The sequence below is a fragment of the Paenibacillus sp. J22P218 genome (assembly GCF_056269195.1).
This window is the reverse complement of sequence record NZ_JBWDNL010000005.1, coordinates 349923-370268: the sequence shown is the minus strand read 5'-3', so window position 1 is coordinate 370268 and position 20346 is coordinate 349923. Positions and strand designations below refer to the sequence as shown.

The window sequence follows — 20346 nt, the reverse complement described above, 5'->3', positions numbered from 1 at the left end:
CCCTCGTTTGAGGGGGAGAGCGGTTAACGTGGTTTCTTTTTTTGTTGCATTTAGGAGTAACGAAATGCGATCAACAGAACAATAATAGGTATAGAGCGCTGGGAGGCTGCGGAAAATATGAATACGGATACGAAAGAAACGGCTTTTGCCGCGCAAAATAGGGAACTTCGATTAGAAGAGATGACACGCATGGAGCTGGACCTGCTCGTCATTGGCGGCGGCATTACAGGCGCCGGCATCGCGCTTGATGCGGTAACGAGAGGGCTTCGCGTTGCTGTCGTGGAAATGCAGGATTTTGCGGCTGGCACATCGAGTCGTTCGACGAAGCTTGTGCATGGCGGTCTTCGCTACTTGAAGCAATTGGAGATTAACGTCGTGGCCGAGGTGGGCAAGGAGCGGGCGATCGTATATGAGAACGGGCCGCATGTGACGACGCCGGAGTGGATGCTGCTGCCGCTTTACAAAGGGGGCACATTCGGCAAGTTCTCGACGTCCATCGGACTGCGCGTCTATGATTTTCTAGCTGGCGTCAAGAGGCAAGAGCGCCGCAAAATGCTTAGCGCCGAGGAAGCGCTGCGCAGAGAGCCGTTATTGAAGCGCGACGGATTAAAGGGCGGCGGCTACTATGTGGAATATAGAACGGACGATGCTCGCCTGACGATCGAAGTAATGAAAAGAGCGTTTGAGCTAGGGGCGCTTGCCGTTAACTATGCCAAAGTGGATAACCTGCTCTACAACAGCGGCGGCGTAGTAGAAGGCGCTGCGGTACGGGATATGATCAGCGGCAAGACGTATGACGTCCGGGCGGCGAAAGTGATTAATGCGACAGGTCCGTGGGTAGATGAGCTGCGGGAAAAAGACGGCTCCAAACAAGGCAAGACGCTGCGTCTGACGAAAGGCGTCCATCTTGTATTCGACGGCGAACGATTCCCGCTTAAGCAAGCGGTGTACTTCGACACTCCGGACGGACGGATGGTATTCGCGATTCCGCGCGAGGGCAAAACGTACTTCGGTACGACCGATACGAATTATAAGGGAGATACGGCAACGCCTGTCATGACGATGGAGGATCGAGACTACTTGCTGCAAGCGGCGAACTTCATGTTCCCGCAAATGAAGCTTGTCGTTGCCGACGTGGAATCAAGCTGGGCCGGGCTAAGGCCGTTAATTCAGCAAGAAGGCAAGTCGCCTTCGGAAATATCGCGCCGCGACGAGATCTTCGTATCGAACTCGGGTTTCATTTCAATTGCGGGCGGCAAGCTGACGGGCTATCGTAAGATGGCTGAGACGGTCGTAGATAAAGCGGTCGAGCTGCTGCGCAAGGACGGAGGGGCTATCGGCATAGGCCGCAGCGATACGAAGGAGCTGCGCATGTCGGGCGGCGATACGGGCGGATCGGCTGGATTCGCAGCCTATGTAGCTGCTCAGGTGAAGAAAGGGATGGCTGCAGGCTTGAAGGAAAGCGAAGCGCGTATGATTGCGGAAAAATACGGCTCGAACGCCGAGAAGCTATACGCACTCGCTAATGTAGTCACGGCGAAGTGGGCAACCTCCCACAAGCTGCCGCTAGTGCTTGCCATACAGCTCCGTTATTCGATGGAGGAAGAAATGACGGTGAAGCCGGAGGATTTCTTCATCCGCAGAACCGGCGATCTATTCTTCCGGATTGGGGAAGTACGCAAGTGGAAAGGCGCTGTAATTCCCGCAATGGCTCAGCAATTGGGATGGACGGCAGAGCAGCAGGCGCAGTACAGCAAGGATCTGGAGCGGAAGCTGGCTGAGGCAGTCGAAGCGCCGAAGCAATAACAATAGGGGAGAGGCTGGCGCATTTGAGCGTCGGCTTCTTTTTTTTTATTGTGTGAAATTGGGCAATATAAGTTGCGGAACAAGCAAATTATTCATATAATACATATGAGCATGTATTCATATATTATTCAATGTCGAATTCATAAGAGCAAGTTGGGGGAGATTTAACATGGGCGAGAAACCGCGTGAACGATTAAGCAGCAGCAAGGCCGGCAATAAAGAGGAAGGTTGTGCAGAGAGCCACGAGCACTCGCATGAGTCTCATGAACATAGCGATGGATGCAATCATAGCGCTGATCATGCTCATAAGCCAAGTAAGGACCGTAGTCACAATCATAACCACAGTCATAGTCACGGCGGACATAGCCATCACGGACACAGCCACCATGGGCATTCCCATGGACCGAACAATAAAGCGGGGCTGCTGTTCGCCTTCGTCATAACGGCGGGCATTATGGTGCTGGAATTCGTCGGCGGCCTCGTGACGAATTCGCTGGCGCTGCTCTCCGATTCCGGGCATATGCTTAGCGATGCGGCTGCGCTTGCGCTTAGTCTCGCCGCGATGTGGTTCGCCGCAAGACCGTCCTCTGCCAAGCGAACATTCGGCTTCCATCGCTTCGAAATATTAGCTGCCCTGCTTAACGGCGTATCGCTGTTCGTCATCTCCGGCTTCATTATCGCGGAAGCGATCAAGCGTTTCTGGGAACCGCCGACTGTAGCGAGCGGATCGATGATGATCATCGCAGGTATCGGCTTGCTGGCGAACCTTGCGAGCGCATGGTTCCTCATGCGCAAAGGCGACGTAAAGGATAATCTGAATGTTCGCAGCGCCTACTTGCATGTCATCGGCGACGCGATTGGCTCCGTAGGCGCGATAATTGCCGGGCTGCTTATGCTGTTGTTCTCGTGGTACATCGCCGATCCGATTATAAGCGTTATTGTCGCGCTGCTCATTCTGAAAAGCGCATGGGGCATCATCAACTCCACCGTTCATATTCTGATGGAAGGCACGCCGCACAGTATTGATGCGGATGAAGTTAAAGCAACTTTGCTCGGCGTAACAGGCGTTAGCGATGTGCATGATCTTCATATCTGGACGATTACGTCCGGCATCGATTCGTTAAGCTGCCATCTTATTATTCGCGATGATGCGGACAGTCAGGCCGTCCTGCGCGAGGCATTGAAGCTAATCGAGGAGCGATACGGCATCGACCACGCCACGATTCAGGTGGAGAACTCATCCTTACGGCATGCCGAGCTGCGGGTATAAAAAAGACAAACGCCTCTCTTCCCATCGCATAGCAGCGATGAGGAAGAGGGGCGTTTTTGGCATCGGCATGTTTAACTGGAATTTCTCCCGTTAATTAAAGCGATTACGGTTACGGCTTTACGCTCATCGCGCTTCTTCGCTAATCGATTTCGTTCGGTATACCTGAGCGCCGACAAGGAAGGAAACGACGCCCCATAGCGCCATGATGCCCATGCCCAACCAGAAGGCGCCGTTCGTAACGCTCTCCGCATAGATGAGGCCGTCGCGTATGCCGTCCACAAAGTAAGTAAGCGGAAGCACCTGCGTCACCGGCTGCAGCCATTGCGGCAATTGCTCAAGCGGGAAGAAGACGCCGCTTAGGAACATCATAAGCATGCTGGCGATATTCGCCATGCCCATATAGGCTTCGATCGTCTTGCTGAACGACGAGAATAAGTAGCCCATCGCATTGAAGACGAGAGCGCCGGCGAAGAAAGCGACAGCAAGACTGAAAATATTAATATGCAAGGAAGCGCCGAAGCCGTATACACCGATCAGTGACAAAATGACGATCTGCACGATGCCGAGCATCAAGCGCACAAGCATGCTGGCGAGACCGTACAGGCCCATCTTGGCCGGCGTCATTCGAAGCCTCTTCAACAATCCGCGCCTGCGTAAGTCGACGAGCTCAACCATGCCGAACAATCCGCCCTGCGCGACGGATAAGCCGATCATGCCCGTAAGCAGGAAGTCCTCGTATTTCAAGTCTGCTGCGCCGGAAGTGACGGAAGAAATCGTCATGCCGATTACCGGCTCTGCTCCCGCTGCCTCTAGATTGGCTTGTTGAATGAACTTATCCAATACGCCGGAGACAACCTGAGTCGTTACGCTTCGTTCGTTCTTCGTATTGACGATGAGCTCCAGGTTGGAAGCATCCTCCGATTCCGGCAATATGATCAATGCGTCTACATCCTCGTTTTTCAGCCAATCCAGTCCCTGCTCCTTGCTGACCGGCGTTTCTTCCTTCAGCTCAAACACGGGAACTTGGCGCAGCTGTTCGAGCAATTGCCCGGATTCGGTTGTCTGAGCAGGCTGAGATACAGCGATGGTCGCCTTGAAATCATCGTCCCCGCCGCCAGTGAAGATGATCATAAACAGCACCATTAGAATAATGGGGAAGAAAATATTCCAAAACCATACCTGCTTCTCGCGGAACATCATCTTAATCTGAGCAACGAACATTTTGTTGAATTGCTTCACGCCGTTACCGTTCAACTCAATCCCTCCATTCCTTGCCGGTGAAGGCGATGAATACGTCCTCGAGGCTCATCTCTCGAATGGAGATTTGCTGAGTGCGATAGCCGCGATCCTTCGTGAAGCCGAACAGATCGTACAACGTCTCCTCCGGCTGCGCCGTCCATATGCACAAGGTTGAACCTTCCCGACTCACCCGTGCGACCGCAGGATGCAAGAGTGCCATCTGCTCGGTCACCGCCGCTGCCTTCTCCCCGTCCAATAGCGACAGCCGCACCTCGCGTTCCTTCGTCAGCCGATCGATCAGCGCCGATGGTGTATCGAGCGATACGATCTTCCCTTGGTCGACGATACAGACCCGGTCGCTAAGCTTCTCGGCCTCTTCCATGTAGTGAGTCGTAAGTATTGTCGTCTTGCCGAGCTCCTTCAGCTTCAGGATGATGTCCCAAATATTGCGCCGCGCCTGCGGATCAAGCCCCGTTGTCGGTTCATCGAGGAAAATGACAGTCGGATCGTTGATCATGGCGAGGCCGATCGCGAGCCTCTGCCGCTGTCCGCCGGACAGTTTTTTCACATGTTTATTGCGTTGGTCGGTCAAGTTAATCATTTCGAGCACTTCTGCAGTCGGAGTCGCTTTGGGGTAAAAGGAGGCGAATAAGTCGAGGTTTTCCTGGACGGTCAATAGATCAAATAGAGCCCCGGACTGCGGCTGTACGCCGATCGTCATTTTGATCTGGTCGCTGTTGCGCTTCCAGTCGAGCGAGCCGAAGGCAATGCTGCCTCTATCGGGCGTCTGGAGCCCTTCAATCATCTCGAGCGTCGTCGTCTTGCCTGCGCCATTCGGTCCGATGATCGTAAATATTTCTCCGGCTTCGACCGAGAAGCTAATGTCCTCGACCGCCGTAACCGCCCCGAACGTCTTGTGCAGGTGGTTCACTTCCAATACGGGCATAAGGCTTACCTCTCCTTCATGTTCGATTGGCTATACAGAACGATTGTAAAATAACCCAGCAACTCCTCCCAGCGTCCACAGGACGTTATTTGACTCCGTCTGTAGGAGGAGAGAGGGGATAGGGTATATAACTTAAATTTCAACTAAATTCAACTTAAAGTTAACGACATAAAATTTAGCAAACAAGATGAATCGATTTGAAAGTTGTTTTCAAGCGGCGTTTTGATTGATACACCCCGTGTAATAAGGGATTTCCATCAATGAATTGGTATTTAGCTATATAAACAAAATTACAACTTAAATAAATTTGTTAAAATATTTGTTTACAAATACGAAACGAAATAATACAATGAAGTTGCTAATGTAAGCGTGTTCAATTAAAAGTTGAAACTTTTGTTGAAATGCTTGCTCAATACGAACGAAGCGGGGGATTGGCAATGAAGAAGAGGAATGCAGTTATTACGGCGTCGCTGGCGGCTATGCTGGCGTTGTCGGCGTGCTCGGGCAACTCAGGTTCAGGCAATAATGTAAACGGTAACAAGAATGGCAACGATCCAGCCGCAACGAATGATGCGGCAACGGATAAGCCGGCCGCGCCGCTTGCCATCAGCATGGCGCTGATGGCCGGGCCGAAGACGCCGGATTCGTGGGCCGAGAAGACGCTGGAGGAACAGCTTGCGGCTAGTATGGGCAGAAAGGTTGACGTGCAGCCGGTGTTCCTGCCGGATTGGTCGGAGCTTAATACGAAGATCAACCTGCTCATGAGCGCGAAGGATACGCGCCCCGGCATTCTATGGACGGGCGATACGAAGGAGTTTTTGAAGTGGATCGACGCGGGCGTCGTTCAAGACGTAACGCCTTCGCTTCAGAAGTACGGCAAAGAAATCATTAATTATTATTCGAAGGATACGTTGTTCTACCACTGGGACAGCAGCGGCAAAATGTTCCGCATTCCCGGCGACGTACCGGAAGCGAGCTACATGACAACGATTCTGCGCAAGGATTGGCTCGATAACCTCGGCTTGCAAGTGCCTAAGACGCTGGACGAGTACGTCGCGGTGCTGCGCGCGTTCGCGAACGACGATCCGGACGGCAACGGCAAGAAGGACACCTACGGCTTGTCCGGCGACAACTATTACCGCAGTCTTGCTCCCTTCTTCTATGCCTACGGCGTCGATGTGGAAAACTTCATTAAACAAGAAGACGGAAGCGTGAAGTTCGGCTCGGTTATGCCGGAAGTGAAGCCTGTGCTGGAGCTGCTGCAGACGCTCTATAAGGAAGGCGTTATCGACCCGCGCATGTCGACGGCGGCGAACAGCGACGACGAGAAGGTTAACGAGATTTTCGCATCGGGCAAGGTCGGTTCGTTCTACCGCTTCGTCGATTATTTCAATCCGGGCAACTCGGCAGCCATTTCGTTCAAGAAGCTGAACCCGACAGGCGAATATATCGCGATCGATCCCGTTACAGGACCAGACGGCTTCGGTTCGGATCAACCCGATCCGCGCATTGGCTGGTGTTACTTGGTCGTAACGGATGGGGCCGATGCGGACAGCGCCGTTCAAGTGCTGAACACGATGGCAACACCGGATACATTCAAGCTCCTCGCGTTCGGCAAGGAAGGCGAGCATTACGAGATGAAGGACGGCATCTTCACGCCGACCATTACGCCGGACGAAGGCAATAAGCTCGGACTTGGCAACTTCGGCTGGTATATTCAGCGCAAGGACGCGGCGAATATCAAGAACGTACCTGCCGTTACGGAGCTGTTCGAGAAGAAGCTGGAGACGTCGCAGCCGATGCGCGACAAGATCGTTGTATTCAAAGCGCTCGACAGACCGGAGTGGGACAAATATTCGGCGGACATCAAGAAAGCGCGCGACGAGTTGTTCTGGCTCATCATTACGGGCAAGAAGCCGGCAAGCGCGTTCGACGACTTCGTGAAGCAATACGAGAAGCTCGGCGGCAAACAGATCGACGAGGAAGCTGCCGGCCTATTCGAGAAGCAGCAGCAGGATTATGTCGAGTACGACAAATGGTATGAGACGAACATTGAGCCGTTCAAATAAACCGGCAAGGCAGGAGGGGAAGCGGAATGGAGGCATTAAGAGAGACGTCGCCTATCGTCAGTAAGACCAGCGTTGCCTCCAGAAGGACGCTGTGGAAGGACCTGGTACGGGACAAATATTTGTATCTGCTTCTGTTGCCGGGTCTGCTGCTCATTCTCGTATTTCGGTATGCGCCGATGTACGGCATTGTCATCGCCTTTCAGGATTACAACATTTTCAAGGGAGTAGGAGGGAGCGAGTGGGTTGAATTGGATCAATTCACCCGCTTGTTCAGTTCCCCCGATTTCTACGAAATATTGCGCAACACGGTGCTCATCAGCCTATACAAGCTGGCAGCCTCCTTCACGATTCCGATCGTGCTGTCGCTGCTGCTGAACGAGCTGAGGCATCTCGCGTTCAAACGAGTGACGCAATCGATCATCTATTTGCCGCATTTCGTGTCCTGGGTTATTTTCTCGGGCGTCATCATTTCTTTCCTGAATCCGGTAGACGGCCTGATTAATACGGTGATTGCGAAGTTTGGCGGGAATCCGATCGATTTTCTCGGGAACACCTCCTACTTCCGCTCGATACTCGTCATTAGCGACGTGTACAAAGAGGTAGGTTGGGGAACGATCATCTATCTGGCGGCGATTGCCGGGGTGAACGCCGATCTGTACGAGGCGGCCCGCATGGACGGCGCGAACAAAGCTCGCCAAATGTGGCATGTGACGCTGCCGGCTATCCGACCCGTCATTATTATTTTGGTCATCCTCAGTCTCGCGAACATCCTGGAGGCCGGCTTCCAGCAAGTGTTCTTGCTCTACAGCCCGCTCGTCTACGAGGTTGGCGACATTATCGATACGTATGTGTATAGGGTCGGCATACAGGAAGCGAACTACAGCTATGCAACGGCGGCCGGCCTGTTCAAGTCGCTTGTGGCTATGGTGCTGATCGTGTCCGTCAACAAGCTGGTGAAGCTGAGCGGGCAGGATGGCCTGTGGTAAAGGAGGAGCAAACTTGAGTCTATCTGTAGGCGAGAAAATTTTTTCGTACGTGAACTATTTGTTCTTCATCGCAGTCATGCTGCTGATGCTTTATCCGTTCTGGTATATGGTAATGGGCTCGTTCAGCGATCCGGTATATGTGGCAGACGGCGGCTTCTTCTTGAAGCCGGCCGGCTTCTCGGTCTCGGCTTATGAGGCGGTGCTGCAAAATGTGTCGATCTTGTCGGGCTTCAAAGTAACGGTTATTACGACGATCGGCGGAACGGTTATCGGTACGTTCCTTACGGCGACGACCGCTTATGCGATCTCGAAGCGGAGGCTTCGCGGCAGAATGCTCTTCTCGTTCCTCATTCTGTTCACGATGCTGTTCAGCGGCGGTCTTATTCCGTCTTATCTGCTGATTAAGGAACTGCATATGATCGATACCTATTGGGCGCTTATACTGCCGGCTGCGATAGGGGCGTGGAATATTTTCGTCATGCAGAGCTTCTTCCGCGGCATTCCCGATGAGTTGGAGGAAGCGGCGAAGATCGACGGGGCGAATGACTTGACCGTCTTCTTCCGCATCGTGCTTCCGCTGTCGAATGCGGTAATGGCCACGATTGGGCTATTCATTGCGGTCTGGTATTGGAACGACTTCTTCTCGTCGGTGCTGTATGTGACGGAGAAGGATATGTGGCAGTTGCAGATGGTGCTGAAGGATCTGATCAGCAATACGTCCGCTGCCATTATGCAGGCGGGCATATCGGTCAGTTACCAAGGAGACGTGAACGAGTTCACGATTAAGATGGCTTCGATTATCGTGTCGAGCATCCCGATTCTGCTCGTGTACCCTTTTTTGCAAAAACATTTTGTCAAAGGGGCGCTTATCGGGTCGGTGAAAGGTTGAGATGGCGGATTGCGGCTTATGCGGATAGAAAGGCAATAAAGGAGGAATACGGTTTTGAGAAAAATAACATGGTTAACGCTTATCGTGCTTTTGTTCAATACGATTGCAGTAGGGGCGGTTTCTGCGGCCGAGGAGCAGGGGGAGACCGGAGAAGCGTGGAGATCGGTGCTGGACGGCTTCGTCGAGGTTGATGCGGAGACGAAAGATACGCTGACGCTGAACGGAGAACTGTTCCGGTTCGCGTCGCTCAATTATCCGGGAGGCATTAGCGATACGCCGTTCGCGCAGGAGGATGCGATTCGCACGCTGGCGGAGATGGGCGGCAAAGTGACGCGCAGCTATGTGCTGCCGGTTAAGCGATATGACAATTCGAATGTTTCGAGCGCTTATGTGCTGGGACCGGACGAGGACGGGGTCATGCAGTTCGACGAAGAGAACTTCAAGAAGCTCGACCGTTTGCTTGCCTTGGCGAATCAATACGGCGTGCGGGTCATCATCCCGTTCGTTGACCAATGGCAGTGGACCGGCGGCATCGAGAGCTATGCGGCGTTCCGCGGCTACCCGATCTCGGGCGATGCGGCGAACGACCCTGACGCATGGAATTTCTACACGGATCCTGCGATCAAAGCGGATTTCAAGCAGGTCATCAGCTATACGATGAACCGCGTCAACTCATACACGGGCGTGGTGTACAAGGAAGATCCGGCGATTCTTGCCTGGGAGACGGGCAACGAGCTTGGCGGCTACAACCAGGATAAATTCCCGCAGGCGTGGACGACCGAGATGGCGGCGTATATTCAGTCTGAGCAGCCGGAGCAGCTAGTGTTGGACGGACGGTTCGCGATCCATCCGGATTCGCTCGCGGATCCGAATATCGACGTGGTGGGGAACCATTTTTATACGGGCAATTTTATCGATAAAATCAATGCGGACCGCGCTTCGGCGACGGGCAAGAAACCTTATATTCTCGGCGAATTCGGCTTGTATACGAAGGCGGCTCCGGTCGACGCGCTGTTCAATACGGCGCTGCAGAACGGTACGAGCGGCGTCATGATTTGGAGTCTTCGCCCGCATAAGGACGACGGCGGCTTCCTTTGGCATGACGAGGACCCGGGCAACTGGTCTTCCTATCATTGGCCTGGCTTCTCTTCCGGCGATTGGTATGACGAGACGAACATTATACGCACGGTTTATAAGTACGCGCACTATATGAATATCGATGATAGAGAGAAAGATAGCGACGTACCGGCTATTCCCGTCCCTGCGAATGCGCCCGTGCTGTTCGATATCGATTCGGTCGCGAATATGAAATGGATGGGCTCGGTCGGTGCGGCGGGCTACGAGGTTCAGCGCTCTAGAGACGGTAACGATTGGGTAACGGTGGAGGAGAGCTTCTCCGATGGCGGCAGAGCGGGAACGCCTGCGTTCCATGACGAGTTGGCGATTACCGGCGAGCATTACTACTACCGCGTAAGAGGCGTTAATGAGAGCGGGGCGTCCGATTGGTCGAATGTCGTAGAGACGACGGCGACGCATATCGTAACGGATGAGCTTAGCTTGCTCTATAACGATAACGAGAAGCGGAAAGTATATGCTTACGATCATTCTGCAAATCTCGTAACGAATGCAGATGTATGGAATGAGCAAGGTGTCGGCTTCAAGGCTTCGGTAACGGGAGCCGAGTTCGGATATTTGACTTACGGCTCGCCTGTGCCGATTCATCGTCTTGCGGTGAAAACGCTTGGAGGCGGCGTGCCGCAGTTTATGATCTCCGCGACGAATGGCGGGTTTGCAGAGGCGCCCGAGGAGAGTGTCTCCGTAGCTGATGATGCGGATGGAAAAGTGTATACGCTGTCGGATTTGCCAGCGGATACACGTTTCGTGAAGCTGCTCATCCCGGGAAATTCCTCGCTTCGCGTAGATCGCGTGGAACTGGAGTATTTGTATGACGGGGAAGGTTATGTGCCGCTTGAACCGATAACGCGCGGCGGCTTTATCGTGGATTCCGAATTTGCGGAGTTACCAGATGCGATGAGCGCGAATATGGCAGTGGTGGATGGAGCGCTGACGGTAGAAGACGCCGAGGCGGGATATGTGCAGTACCGTACGGGCGGCGACATTAATTCGTATCGGGTCATGAGTAAATCCGCGGCGGCTGGCGCTGCTCCGCTAACCTTCGAGGCTTCGCTTGACGGCGTGCACTTCACGGAGGTGCAGTCTGCGGTACAGTCGATCGTGAACGAGGATGACAGCGTAACGACGATTTATTCCGATTTTGCCGTGAAGACGGGCACTCGTTACTTGAAAGTGAGTTTCCCGGCAGGATCGGGGGACGATGGGTTGACCGTTACGCGGGTGGAAATCGGTTATGGCAAGCATATGATTCCGCTCACCGATAAACCGCCAGTTAACGTGCTGGAGGATGGGGAGTATTACTTCGGCAACGATGAGAAGTTGAAGGAAGCCTATACGGCAGATGCCGGCGGCGACGCTATTGAAGCATCCATTGAGAGTGTCGTCAAAAACGGTGGAAGCTACGGCATGAAGGTGGAATACGGCTTTGACGCCAATTATTATGCCGGATTGACGAAGGAGCTCGGAGGAGCGGATTTGTCCGGCTTCGATGCCTTGCAGGCATGGGTAACACCGGATGACTCAGGCAACAAGCTGCGTTTCAGATTCAAGCTGGGCGACAATTCCGTATGGGAAGCGGAGAAGGCGCTGTCCGGAACGGAAGGGCGCACGATTCAGATCAAGTATGATGAATTCGAGCAGACTTCTTGGGATACGCCGGTCGCGGGTATGGATATGGGCGACGTTCAGTCGTTCTCCATCTATGTCAGCTCCGATGCTGCGGCAAGCGCGAACGGCGGCACGATCTACTTGGACGACATTCGGGTGGCGAGCGCGACGAAGCTGGACAATTACGAGAGCTACGGCGGCTACGATACGCTTGTGCAGAAGGCATACAGCCGGAATTCGGGCGGCGGCAAGTTCGATGTGTCGCTTACGGGCGAGCACAAATCGGAAGGCGCTTACGGGCTTAAGCTCGATTACGATGTAGCTGCGGCCGGTTATGCTGGCGCCACGCTGAACCCGAATTACTTGAACCTGTCGGGTTATGACGGATTCTCGATGTGGTTCAAACCGGACGACTCGTATAACAAGCTCGTCATTCAGTTCACGACGGAGGACGGGAAGTTCTGGGAGACGTCGACGACGATCAAAGGAACGGACGCAAGGCTGATGTACGTGCCGTTCGCGAAGTTCAGACATCCGAGCTGGTATGGCGGGGACGCAAATGCCGTGCCGGATGCCAGCAAGAACATTATTGCATTCTCCATCTATATCAACAAGGATGAAGGGAAAACGAAAGCGACCTCGGGCACGGTGTATATCGACGACATTAACGGCGCTCTGTTCAACGAGCGATTGGCGGATGCGTCGGTGACGATTAACGATGCGGAAGAGGCAGAGGTAGTAGCAGCGTTTCCTTACACGGTAAGCGGAACAGGTCCAGCGGGCGAGTATGTCACGATCCGAGTCGGACAGCAGCAGTTCAATGCTCTGATTAATGAAGAAGGTGCTTGGAGCTATGACATTCCGCGTATGGTGAACGGGGAAGGCCGCGAGATTCGCGCGGCGATCGAGCTGTATGACGAGACGGCTATTGTCTCGGATAGGATAACGGTGAATGTGAACGTACCGGGCAATACGTATCAGGAAATCGAGAACGGCGGCGGCACGGAAGAGCCTCCGGTCGATACGACCAATTACAGCTTGAACGGCAGCTTCGATGAAGTCGTCGATGCGGCCGCATGGCCATTGCTGCCTAAGCATTGGACGCATAAGGATGCAGAGGGTAATAATATCACGAACGGCATCGTGAAGCTGGAGGGCAACGCGCGTACGGGCGACTACAAGCTCGTTCATTATAACGGCAGCCCTTATGAGGCCATCTCTTCGCAGAAGGTGACGGGCTTGGCTGAAGGAATCTATGAGCTGACCGCTTGGACGCGCTCGAAGGACGGCAATCCCCAGCTTGCGGAGATGACGGCTGCGGCGTCTGGTGAGGCTGCGGTGAGCGAACCGATCGAAGCGGGTGAAGGCGCATGGTTGAAGCAGACGATAACGGGCATCGCAGTTACGGATGGCGAGCTTACGATCGCGTTCCGCTCGAAGAGCACCGCGGGCGACTTCTGGATCTCCGTCGACGATGTGTCGCTGACGAAGATCGGCAACATCAACTACGCGGTTAACGGCGGCTTCGAGAGCTTCACGGTAGACGCGTCGTCTGGCGCGATGCTGCCAGACTCATGGGTTAGCGTGAATGAAGCGGGAGATGTTGTGACGGACGGCACGGCCAAGACGGAAGCATCGGCGTCCAGCCATTCCGGCAGCTATCAGCTCGCTCATTGGAAAGACGTTGCCTATAAGATTATGACGTCGCAGGAAGTGACGGGTTTGAAGGAAGGCACGTATGAGCTGCGGGCTTGGACGAGATCGAAGGGCGGCCAGGCGAAGGCGGAAATGAGAGCGAGCGGTTACGGCGGCGCGATGCTTAGCGATGCCATTGAGCAAGGTGAATCCACTTGGGTACAGCAGCGTATTAGCGGCATTCAGGTGAAGAATGGCAAGCTTACGATTTCGTTCTACTCGGATTCGGTTGCGGGAAGCTGGATCGTTGCCGACGATGTAGAGCTGATCCGTACCGGTAATCTGACGGGCGGCGGACCTGGGGACGGCGAAGGCGAAGAGTCCGGCGGAGGCAACTCGGGCGGGGGAACAGCGCCTGAAGAGACCGGCAAGCCAAAAGCTTACTCACAAGCCGATATCGCTGCAGCAATGAAAGATGACGTATTGTCGCTAGCTGCGAATGCGTTTGGCATTCAAGTTCCTGCAGGCGCTGCAGAGTGGATCGGCGATGCTGATCTTGCCGTGGCTGGAGCGGGAGCGAAGCTTGTTATTCCGGCTGAGGTATTGAGGCATTTGGCAGCGCTTGTTAAGGAAGAAGAGCGAGGTAATGCCTTCATTACGATCAAAATGGTCAAAGCGGATGCTGACCGTATTGCGAAGCTATTGGCATCGGCAAGCGCGAACCATGCTGCGGAGCTTATTGCCGCAGGCGAGTTCTACGACTTTGAATTGTCCGTTACTAATGCAGCGGGCGAAGTTAAGCAGCTATCTGCCTTCGCTGCGCCAATTACAGTGAAGCTGAAAGCTTCATCTAGCGTTGCGGACGGATTTATCGGGCTCTACTATGTTAGCGGCGATGGACGTATCGTATATGCCGGCAATGGTAAGGAAGGCACATCGCTTAGCGCGAATGTGAACCATTTCAGCACGTATGGCATCATACGCTACAACAAAAAATTCACCGATGTGCCAACCTCGCACTGGGCAAGCGCTGCGGTGCAGGAGCTCGCGGCGAAGCAAGTGATTGAGGGTGTAAGTTCGACTTCGTTCGCGCCTAACGCGACCGTGACGCGTGCGCAATTCGCAGCAATGCTCGTCCGCGCGTTGGGCTGGGAAGCGACAGGCACGTCGACGTTTGCCGATGTGGCTGGCGATAGCTGGTATTCGGCCGCGGTAGCGACGGCTGTTCGCGGCGGTATCGTGAATGGCCGCAGCGCGACAACGTTCGCGCCGAACGAGACGATTACGCGCGAGGAGATGGCGGTTATGCTCATGCGCGCTTATTCGAAGCGCAGCGGTACGCCAGCGCCTGCAGTTGCCGAGCCGGCAGCGTTCAAGGATGCTGCTGCTATTAGCGGCTGGGCGAAGGCGGCTGTTGATGCAGCCTTCGAACTGAAGCTGCTGCAAGGCGACAGCAAGGGCAGCTTCCTTCCGCGCGGCAATGCAACCAGAGCCGAAAGCGCACAAGTCATTTACAAGCTGTTCCAGCAATAGCGGCAGCGTCTGATAAGGGGACCGGGAATATGCCCGGTCTCCCTTTTTGGGTTAGGGCATGCTCACGAAGAATGTCGCTACTGCTAAGCACACCAGCGACACCTCAGCACGCCAGTGACACCATCATTGCGGACACATATGACCTTAACTGTTGCGTTCCGGCCCAAATGAATCGCCTAACGGACTCACAAGACACTAATTGCTCGGGAATAAACTAATTAGGCCTGAAAATAGTGGAATGGAGCTCTATGAGGTCAACTGTGTCCGCAAGTGATAGGAATGAGCGAAAAAGCCGCTATTAGGGTTTGTGATGTCCGTAAACATTGGTTTTATGCAGGAGGCGCGAATAGGGTCTGTGTGTTTGTAAGCTGAAGTCTGATTTAGGTAGGCGGATAGAGGCAGCTGCAAGGCGTACGGATGCTTTTGTGTGTGCATGTGCAATATTTTTTTGGCTAATTGTGTGTTATGTGTTGAAATTTGTTGAAGGATTCTATATTGTATGTAATTAAGAGAGATGAACTGGGAGGAGGGATTACGGTTGCTTAAGAAAGTTACGCTCCAAATGATTGCGGACAAGCTCGACGTCTCGAAGGCGCTCGTCTCGAAGGCGTTGTCCAACGATCCGGCGGTCAACGAGGGAACGAAGGAAACGATCTGGGAGACGGCCGAGGCGATGGGTTATCGATTGAAAAATCCGCGCAGGCCAGCTCCGTCCGCACGTACCGGCAATCTCGCCGTATTGATGCCTCGCGCCTATTTGGACGATATGGAATATTGGGGCAAGGTCATTCATGGCATCGAGAAGGAGCTGGCGAATCATAGCTTCAGCATGATTCTGTCGAGCATTGATATCGCGCTCCAGCCAAGAGAGGGGCTTCCTTCAAGTATTTACGAGAATAAGGTGGACGGCGCCGTCGTGATGGGACATCTGCCGGACAGCTATATCGAGGCGCTCAAGGCAAGCAGCTTCCCCTTCGTGATGGTGGATGCGAATTTGCTTGATGCGTCGATCGATCATGTGCTGGCGAACAACTTCCTTGGCGCTTATCAAGCGACGGAATATTTGCTTGCGGCCGGTCACCGAAGACTTGGCTTCGTAGGCGATGCGGATACGTCGTGGAGCTTCAGGGAGCGGAGCCGCGGCTTCGAGGAAGCGATCCGGGATTTCAACCGGAAGGGCACGGCGGCCGAGAAGGGGAAAGCGAGCTTCTGCAGCATTGAAGGCATTGGCGTCAGCGGCAAAGGCATGTACGTAGCGGACGAGTTCGATATGGCGCTGCAGGAGCAGGTGAAGGGAACAGATCCCGTCACCGGTCTGTTCTGCGCGAATGACTTGACCGCTTTCGAAGCGCTGAAGGCGCTGGGCAAAGCAGGCCTAAGCTGTCCGAGCGACGTATCGATCATCGGCTTCGACGATCTGACGCTGACCGAATTCATGCATCCAAAGCTTACGACGGTTCGCGTACCAAAGGCCGATATCGGCAGCCGCGCCGCGCTTATGATCATACGCCGGATCGAGAACCCCGACAGCACGCCGGAGCATGTATTGCTGTCAACGACACTGATGGAGCGCGCCTCGGTCAAAGAGATCGAGTAGCGTTAAAGTATTAAACTAGAGGAACACCTGTCATCGCGGCAGGTGTTTTTTTGCGTGGATTTGTAGCAGATATTAGAGAAAATAACGGGATTGCCTCCCGCTAATTCGACGGAATATCGAGACTACAGAAAAATAACTGGATTCTCTCCCGTTAATTTCAGCAATCTATCGAGTTAATGAAAATTCCAACTGAATTAACGGGAGTTAATCCAGCTATTACATGAACAGGGGGAGAACGTGGTGAAATAACAGCAGTGTTTCCAGTTATTTTGTGGGACGGTAGTTTGCCGGTTCGTGAGAAGCGGAGAAATCGGCGGCTAACCTACGGAAGAACTTAGAAATATAAATTTAGTTAAATTAAATTAAAATATGTTGAATTAAAAGTTTCAGTATGTTAAAGTTCATAAGTGTAATCGATAATAATTTTTTAGGGGGAAACACCATGAAAAAATCGATGTTGTCTTTACTGACGATTGTCATGCTGACGGTTATTCTGGCAGCGTGCGGCGGCAACGGAAACGGCAATAGTGGTAACGGCAATGGCAAGAACGAGGGCAGCAACAGCAACAATACCAGCACGAACGCTCCGGCGAACAACGGCGGCGGTGAAGAAGCTGGCGGCGAAGACATTAGCGGCACGATCACTTTCCTGACGAACCGTACGGACATGGTTGACAAGGAGTACGTGGACTACGCAAAACGCTTCAAAGAAAAATATCCGAACGCGGACGTGAAGTTCGAGGCGGTTACCGATCTGGACCAAACGACGAAGATTCGTATCGCTTCCGGCGAGTTCCCTGACGTTGTGCTTATTCCGACAGTTCCGAACTCGGACCTACCGAAATATTTTGCCCCGCTGGACGACTTGGGTCTGAACGACCGCATCTACTTCAAAGACTATAAAGCCTATGACGGCAAAGTATACGGGATCTCGGCAGGCGCGACGACGACTGGCATCGTGTACAACAAGAAAGCGTTTACAGATGCGGGCATTACGGCCGTTCCGAAAACGCTCGACGAGTTCTACGCAGCAGCCGAGAAGCTGAAAGCAAAAGGCATCGTGCCGTTGGCATCCAACTTCAAGGATCAATGGCCGCTCTACCCATGGGGTTCTGAAGTGCCGACTTCGATCGCCGGCAATGCGAATCTGAACAATGAGCGCAAAGATTCCGACGCTCCTTACCAGATGGACAACGCTTACGGTCAAGGGATGACGATTATCCGCACGATGTACGAGAAAGGCTACCTGGAGCCGGACGTTAACTCGACGAACTGGGAGCAATCGAAGAAGGATGTAGCAAGCGGCAAGTTCGCGATGTTCATGCTTGGCAACTGGGTTATTCCGCAAGTGGTTCAAAGCGGTACGACGGACGACAATGTCGGCTTCTTCCCACTACCGTATGACAATTCCGGCAAGCTGAACGTTGCACTTGCTCCGGACTGGGGCTATGGCGTCAACAAAGACAGCAAAAACCTCGCAACGGCTAAAGCGTTCGTGAAATGGATGCTGGAGGAATCAGGCTTCGACGACTTCGCGGGCTTCATTCCGGTACTGAAGGACAAAGCGCCGAACGTGGCTCAATTGGCTGAATTCAACAGCTTCAATCCGACTTATATCGAAGCCGTATCCGATGATGAAGTAACGACGCAAATCGTGAATAAAGCTCAAATTACGAAGGAAGCGTTCGCTCAAGAGTTCGTGCTGGCGAAGGATCCGCAGAAGATTCTCGACAAGTACAACGCAGAGTGGGCAAAAGCGAAAAAAGCGATCGTAAAGTAAGGCAAGGCGCTTAAACGCAGCTTCGAGAGGCGAAGGTGGGTTATCGGGCGGGAATGCCGGGTAATCCACCTTCTTGCTTTGAGCGGCTGAATGTATCCGCCCTCGTAATGAAAGGAAATGGAGTGAACCTATTCTATGAACAGCATGCCCTACAAAACGCAGCGAAAGCTTATACTCGTGAGTTTCCTCGCGATTCCGCTCGCGCTGCTCTTGTTATTCACGTATTATCCAGCCGTCCGACTCGTCTACCTGAGCTTCACCGACTGGGACGGCATCAGCGATGCGAGCCATTGGCTCGGCTTCGAGAACTATAAGGAAGTATTCAGAAATCCAGACTTGTTCGGCGTATTTCTGCATCAGATTCCATACGTCATTATCGGTATTATTCAGAACATTATCGCAATTCTATTTGCCGTTATTCTCAATTCGACACTTCGAGGAAGAAACGTGTTCCGCGTCATGCTCTTTCTTCCCTTTATTATGAACGCAGTGGCTGTCGCCTTTATGTTCCAATATGTGTTCGATACGACGAACGGCTCGCTGAACGCGATCCTCGGCTTCCTTGGCCTGGAGTCGCTGCAGCAAAGCTGGCTTGGCAATACGTCGATCGTTAACTTTTCGCTCGCGTCGATCGGCTTTTGGCGCTTCATGGGCTATAACATGGTCATCTACTTGGGCGCGATGCAGTCGATTCCGGGCGATATGTACGAGGCCGCCAAGATCGACGGATCGAATCGATTCCAGACTTTATGGTACCTCACACTGCCTAACTTGACGAAAATCATTCAGCTTAACATGTTCCTAACCTTGAGCGGGGCGCTAGCGGTATTCGATCTGCCATTCGTGCTGACGAAGGGCGGACCGGCCGGTGCCAGCGAGACGTTCCTCATGAAGACGATCGAGACGGCTTTCCAATTCAACAACTTCGGCTTGGCATCGGCGATGAGCGTCGTGCTGCTGCTCATTACCGCGATCATACTGGGCATCCAGAATACAGTCATCAACCGGAAGGGGGAATAACGCATGTCGGCGAAAAAATGGGATTTGGTCCACGGGCTGAAGTACGTCCTGCTGGCAGTCGCGGTGTTCGTCGTGCTGTTCCCGCCTTACGTCGTGTTCGTCAACGCATTCAAAGGCGAGAACGAGAACGCAAGCCCGTTCGCGCTTCCGAAGAGCTTCTTCAACTTCGACAACTTCGCCACGGTCATCGACCGGGCGAACATCATTGATGCTTTTGGCAATACGCTCGTTATTGTTGTCGCTTCCTTGATCGGCAACGTGATATTAGGCACGATGGTTGCTTATGCGGTGGGACGGATTGATTTTCGCGGCAAAAATGTCGTGTTGGGCGCATTCCTAGTCGCTACGATCATCCCGACGATTACGACGCAGGTCGTCGTCTTCTCCCTGATCCAGTCGCTGGGTTTGTACAATTCACTCGGCGCGCCGATTCTATTGTTTATTGGAGCGGACGTCATCCAGATCTATATCTATCTACAGTTTATCAAGAACATCCCGTACGAGCTCGACGAGAGCGGCATGATGGACGGGGCGAGTTTATTCCGTATCTATAGAAGCATTATTTTCCCATTGCTTGGGCCTGCGACGGCGACGCTTATTATTTTGAAAACGATCAATATATACAACGAGCTGTACATTCCGTTCCTCTATATGCCGAAGCAGGAGCTGGTCGTCGTGTCGACGTCGATCATGCGCTTCGCCGGCAACAACCAGGCGGAATGGGGCTTTATATGCGCGGCCATTCTGATCATTATGGTTCCAACCGTGCTGCTGTACCTTTTTCTGCAAAAGTATATTTTCTCTGGTGTCATGAACGGCGCCGTGAAGGGCTAG

The 20346-nt window shown here is 53.3% G+C and carries 12 protein-coding genes; 10 read left to right on the top strand and 2 right to left on the bottom strand.

Annotation, left to right across the window (positions count from 1 at the left end; genetic code table 11):
* The first annotated feature begins 117 nt into the window (after positions 1-117).
* Both AC0YN0_RS22710 and AC0YN0_RS22705 read left to right on the top strand, forming a co-directional pair.
* Positions 118-1806, top strand: coding sequence for a glycerol-3-phosphate dehydrogenase/oxidase (locus AC0YN0_RS22710; RefSeq protein WP_475823304.1), 1689 nt, complete (start codon positions 118-120; stop codon positions 1804-1806).
* Between the two features lie 169 nt (positions 1807-1975).
* Positions 1976-3076, top strand: a complete 1101-nt coding sequence (locus tag AC0YN0_RS22705; RefSeq protein ID WP_475823303.1) for a cation diffusion facilitator family transporter — start codon at positions 1976-1978, stop codon at positions 3074-3076.
* A gap of 123 nt (positions 3077-3199) precedes the next feature.
* Here AC0YN0_RS22705 and AC0YN0_RS22700 read toward each other — a convergent pair whose 3' ends face one another.
* The gene (locus AC0YN0_RS22700; protein ID WP_475823302.1) at positions 3200-4330 is read right to left on the bottom strand and encodes an ABC transporter permease; all 1131 of its coding nucleotides are present in this window, start codon (positions 4328-4330) and stop codon (positions 3200-3202) included.
* Position 4331: 1 nt separating this feature from the next.
* Positions 4332-5261 (bottom strand): ABC transporter ATP-binding protein, encoded by a 930-nt coding sequence (locus tag AC0YN0_RS22695; RefSeq protein WP_475823301.1) that lies wholly within the window; start codon positions 5259-5261, stop codon positions 4332-4334.
* 437 nt (positions 5262-5698) lie between these two features.
* On the opposite strand from AC0YN0_RS22695, the gene AC0YN0_RS22690 reads away from it, so the two are divergent.
* From AC0YN0_RS22690 to AC0YN0_RS22655, 8 genes are all read left to right on the top strand, one after another.
* Positions 5699-7330: a type 2 periplasmic-binding domain-containing protein gene (locus tag AC0YN0_RS22690; RefSeq protein WP_475823300.1), complete on the top strand. Its 1632-nt coding sequence runs from the start codon at positions 5699-5701 to the stop codon at positions 7328-7330.
* 26 nt (positions 7331-7356) lie between these two features.
* Positions 7357-8316, top strand: a complete 960-nt coding sequence (locus AC0YN0_RS22685; protein ID WP_475823299.1) for an ABC transporter permease — start codon at positions 7357-7359, stop codon at positions 8314-8316.
* Between the two features lie 13 nt (positions 8317-8329).
* The gene (locus tag AC0YN0_RS22680; RefSeq protein ID WP_475823298.1) at positions 8330-9205 is read left to right on the top strand and encodes a carbohydrate ABC transporter permease; all 876 of its coding nucleotides are present in this window, start codon (positions 8330-8332) and stop codon (positions 9203-9205) included.
* Between the two features lie 54 nt (positions 9206-9259).
* Positions 9260-15115 (top strand): S-layer homology domain-containing protein, encoded by a 5856-nt coding sequence (locus AC0YN0_RS22675; RefSeq protein ID WP_475823297.1) that lies wholly within the window; start codon positions 9260-9262, stop codon positions 15113-15115.
* Between the two features lie 538 nt (positions 15116-15653).
* Complete coding sequence (locus AC0YN0_RS22670) at positions 15654-16712, top strand: LacI family DNA-binding transcriptional regulator (RefSeq protein WP_475823296.1); 1059 nt, start codon at positions 15654-15656, stop codon at positions 16710-16712.
* Between the two features lie 442 nt (positions 16713-17154).
* On the top strand, positions 17155-18492 hold the full coding sequence (locus AC0YN0_RS22665; protein WP_475823295.1) for an ABC transporter substrate-binding protein: 1338 nt from the start codon (positions 17155-17157) through the stop codon (positions 18490-18492).
* 135 nt (positions 18493-18627) lie between these two features.
* Positions 18628-19512, top strand: coding sequence for a carbohydrate ABC transporter permease (locus AC0YN0_RS22660; protein ID WP_475823294.1), 885 nt, complete (start codon positions 18628-18630; stop codon positions 19510-19512).
* Between the two features lie 3 nt (positions 19513-19515).
* The gene (locus AC0YN0_RS22655; RefSeq protein ID WP_475823293.1) at positions 19516-20346 is read left to right on the top strand and encodes a carbohydrate ABC transporter permease; all 831 of its coding nucleotides are present in this window, start codon (positions 19516-19518) and stop codon (positions 20344-20346) included.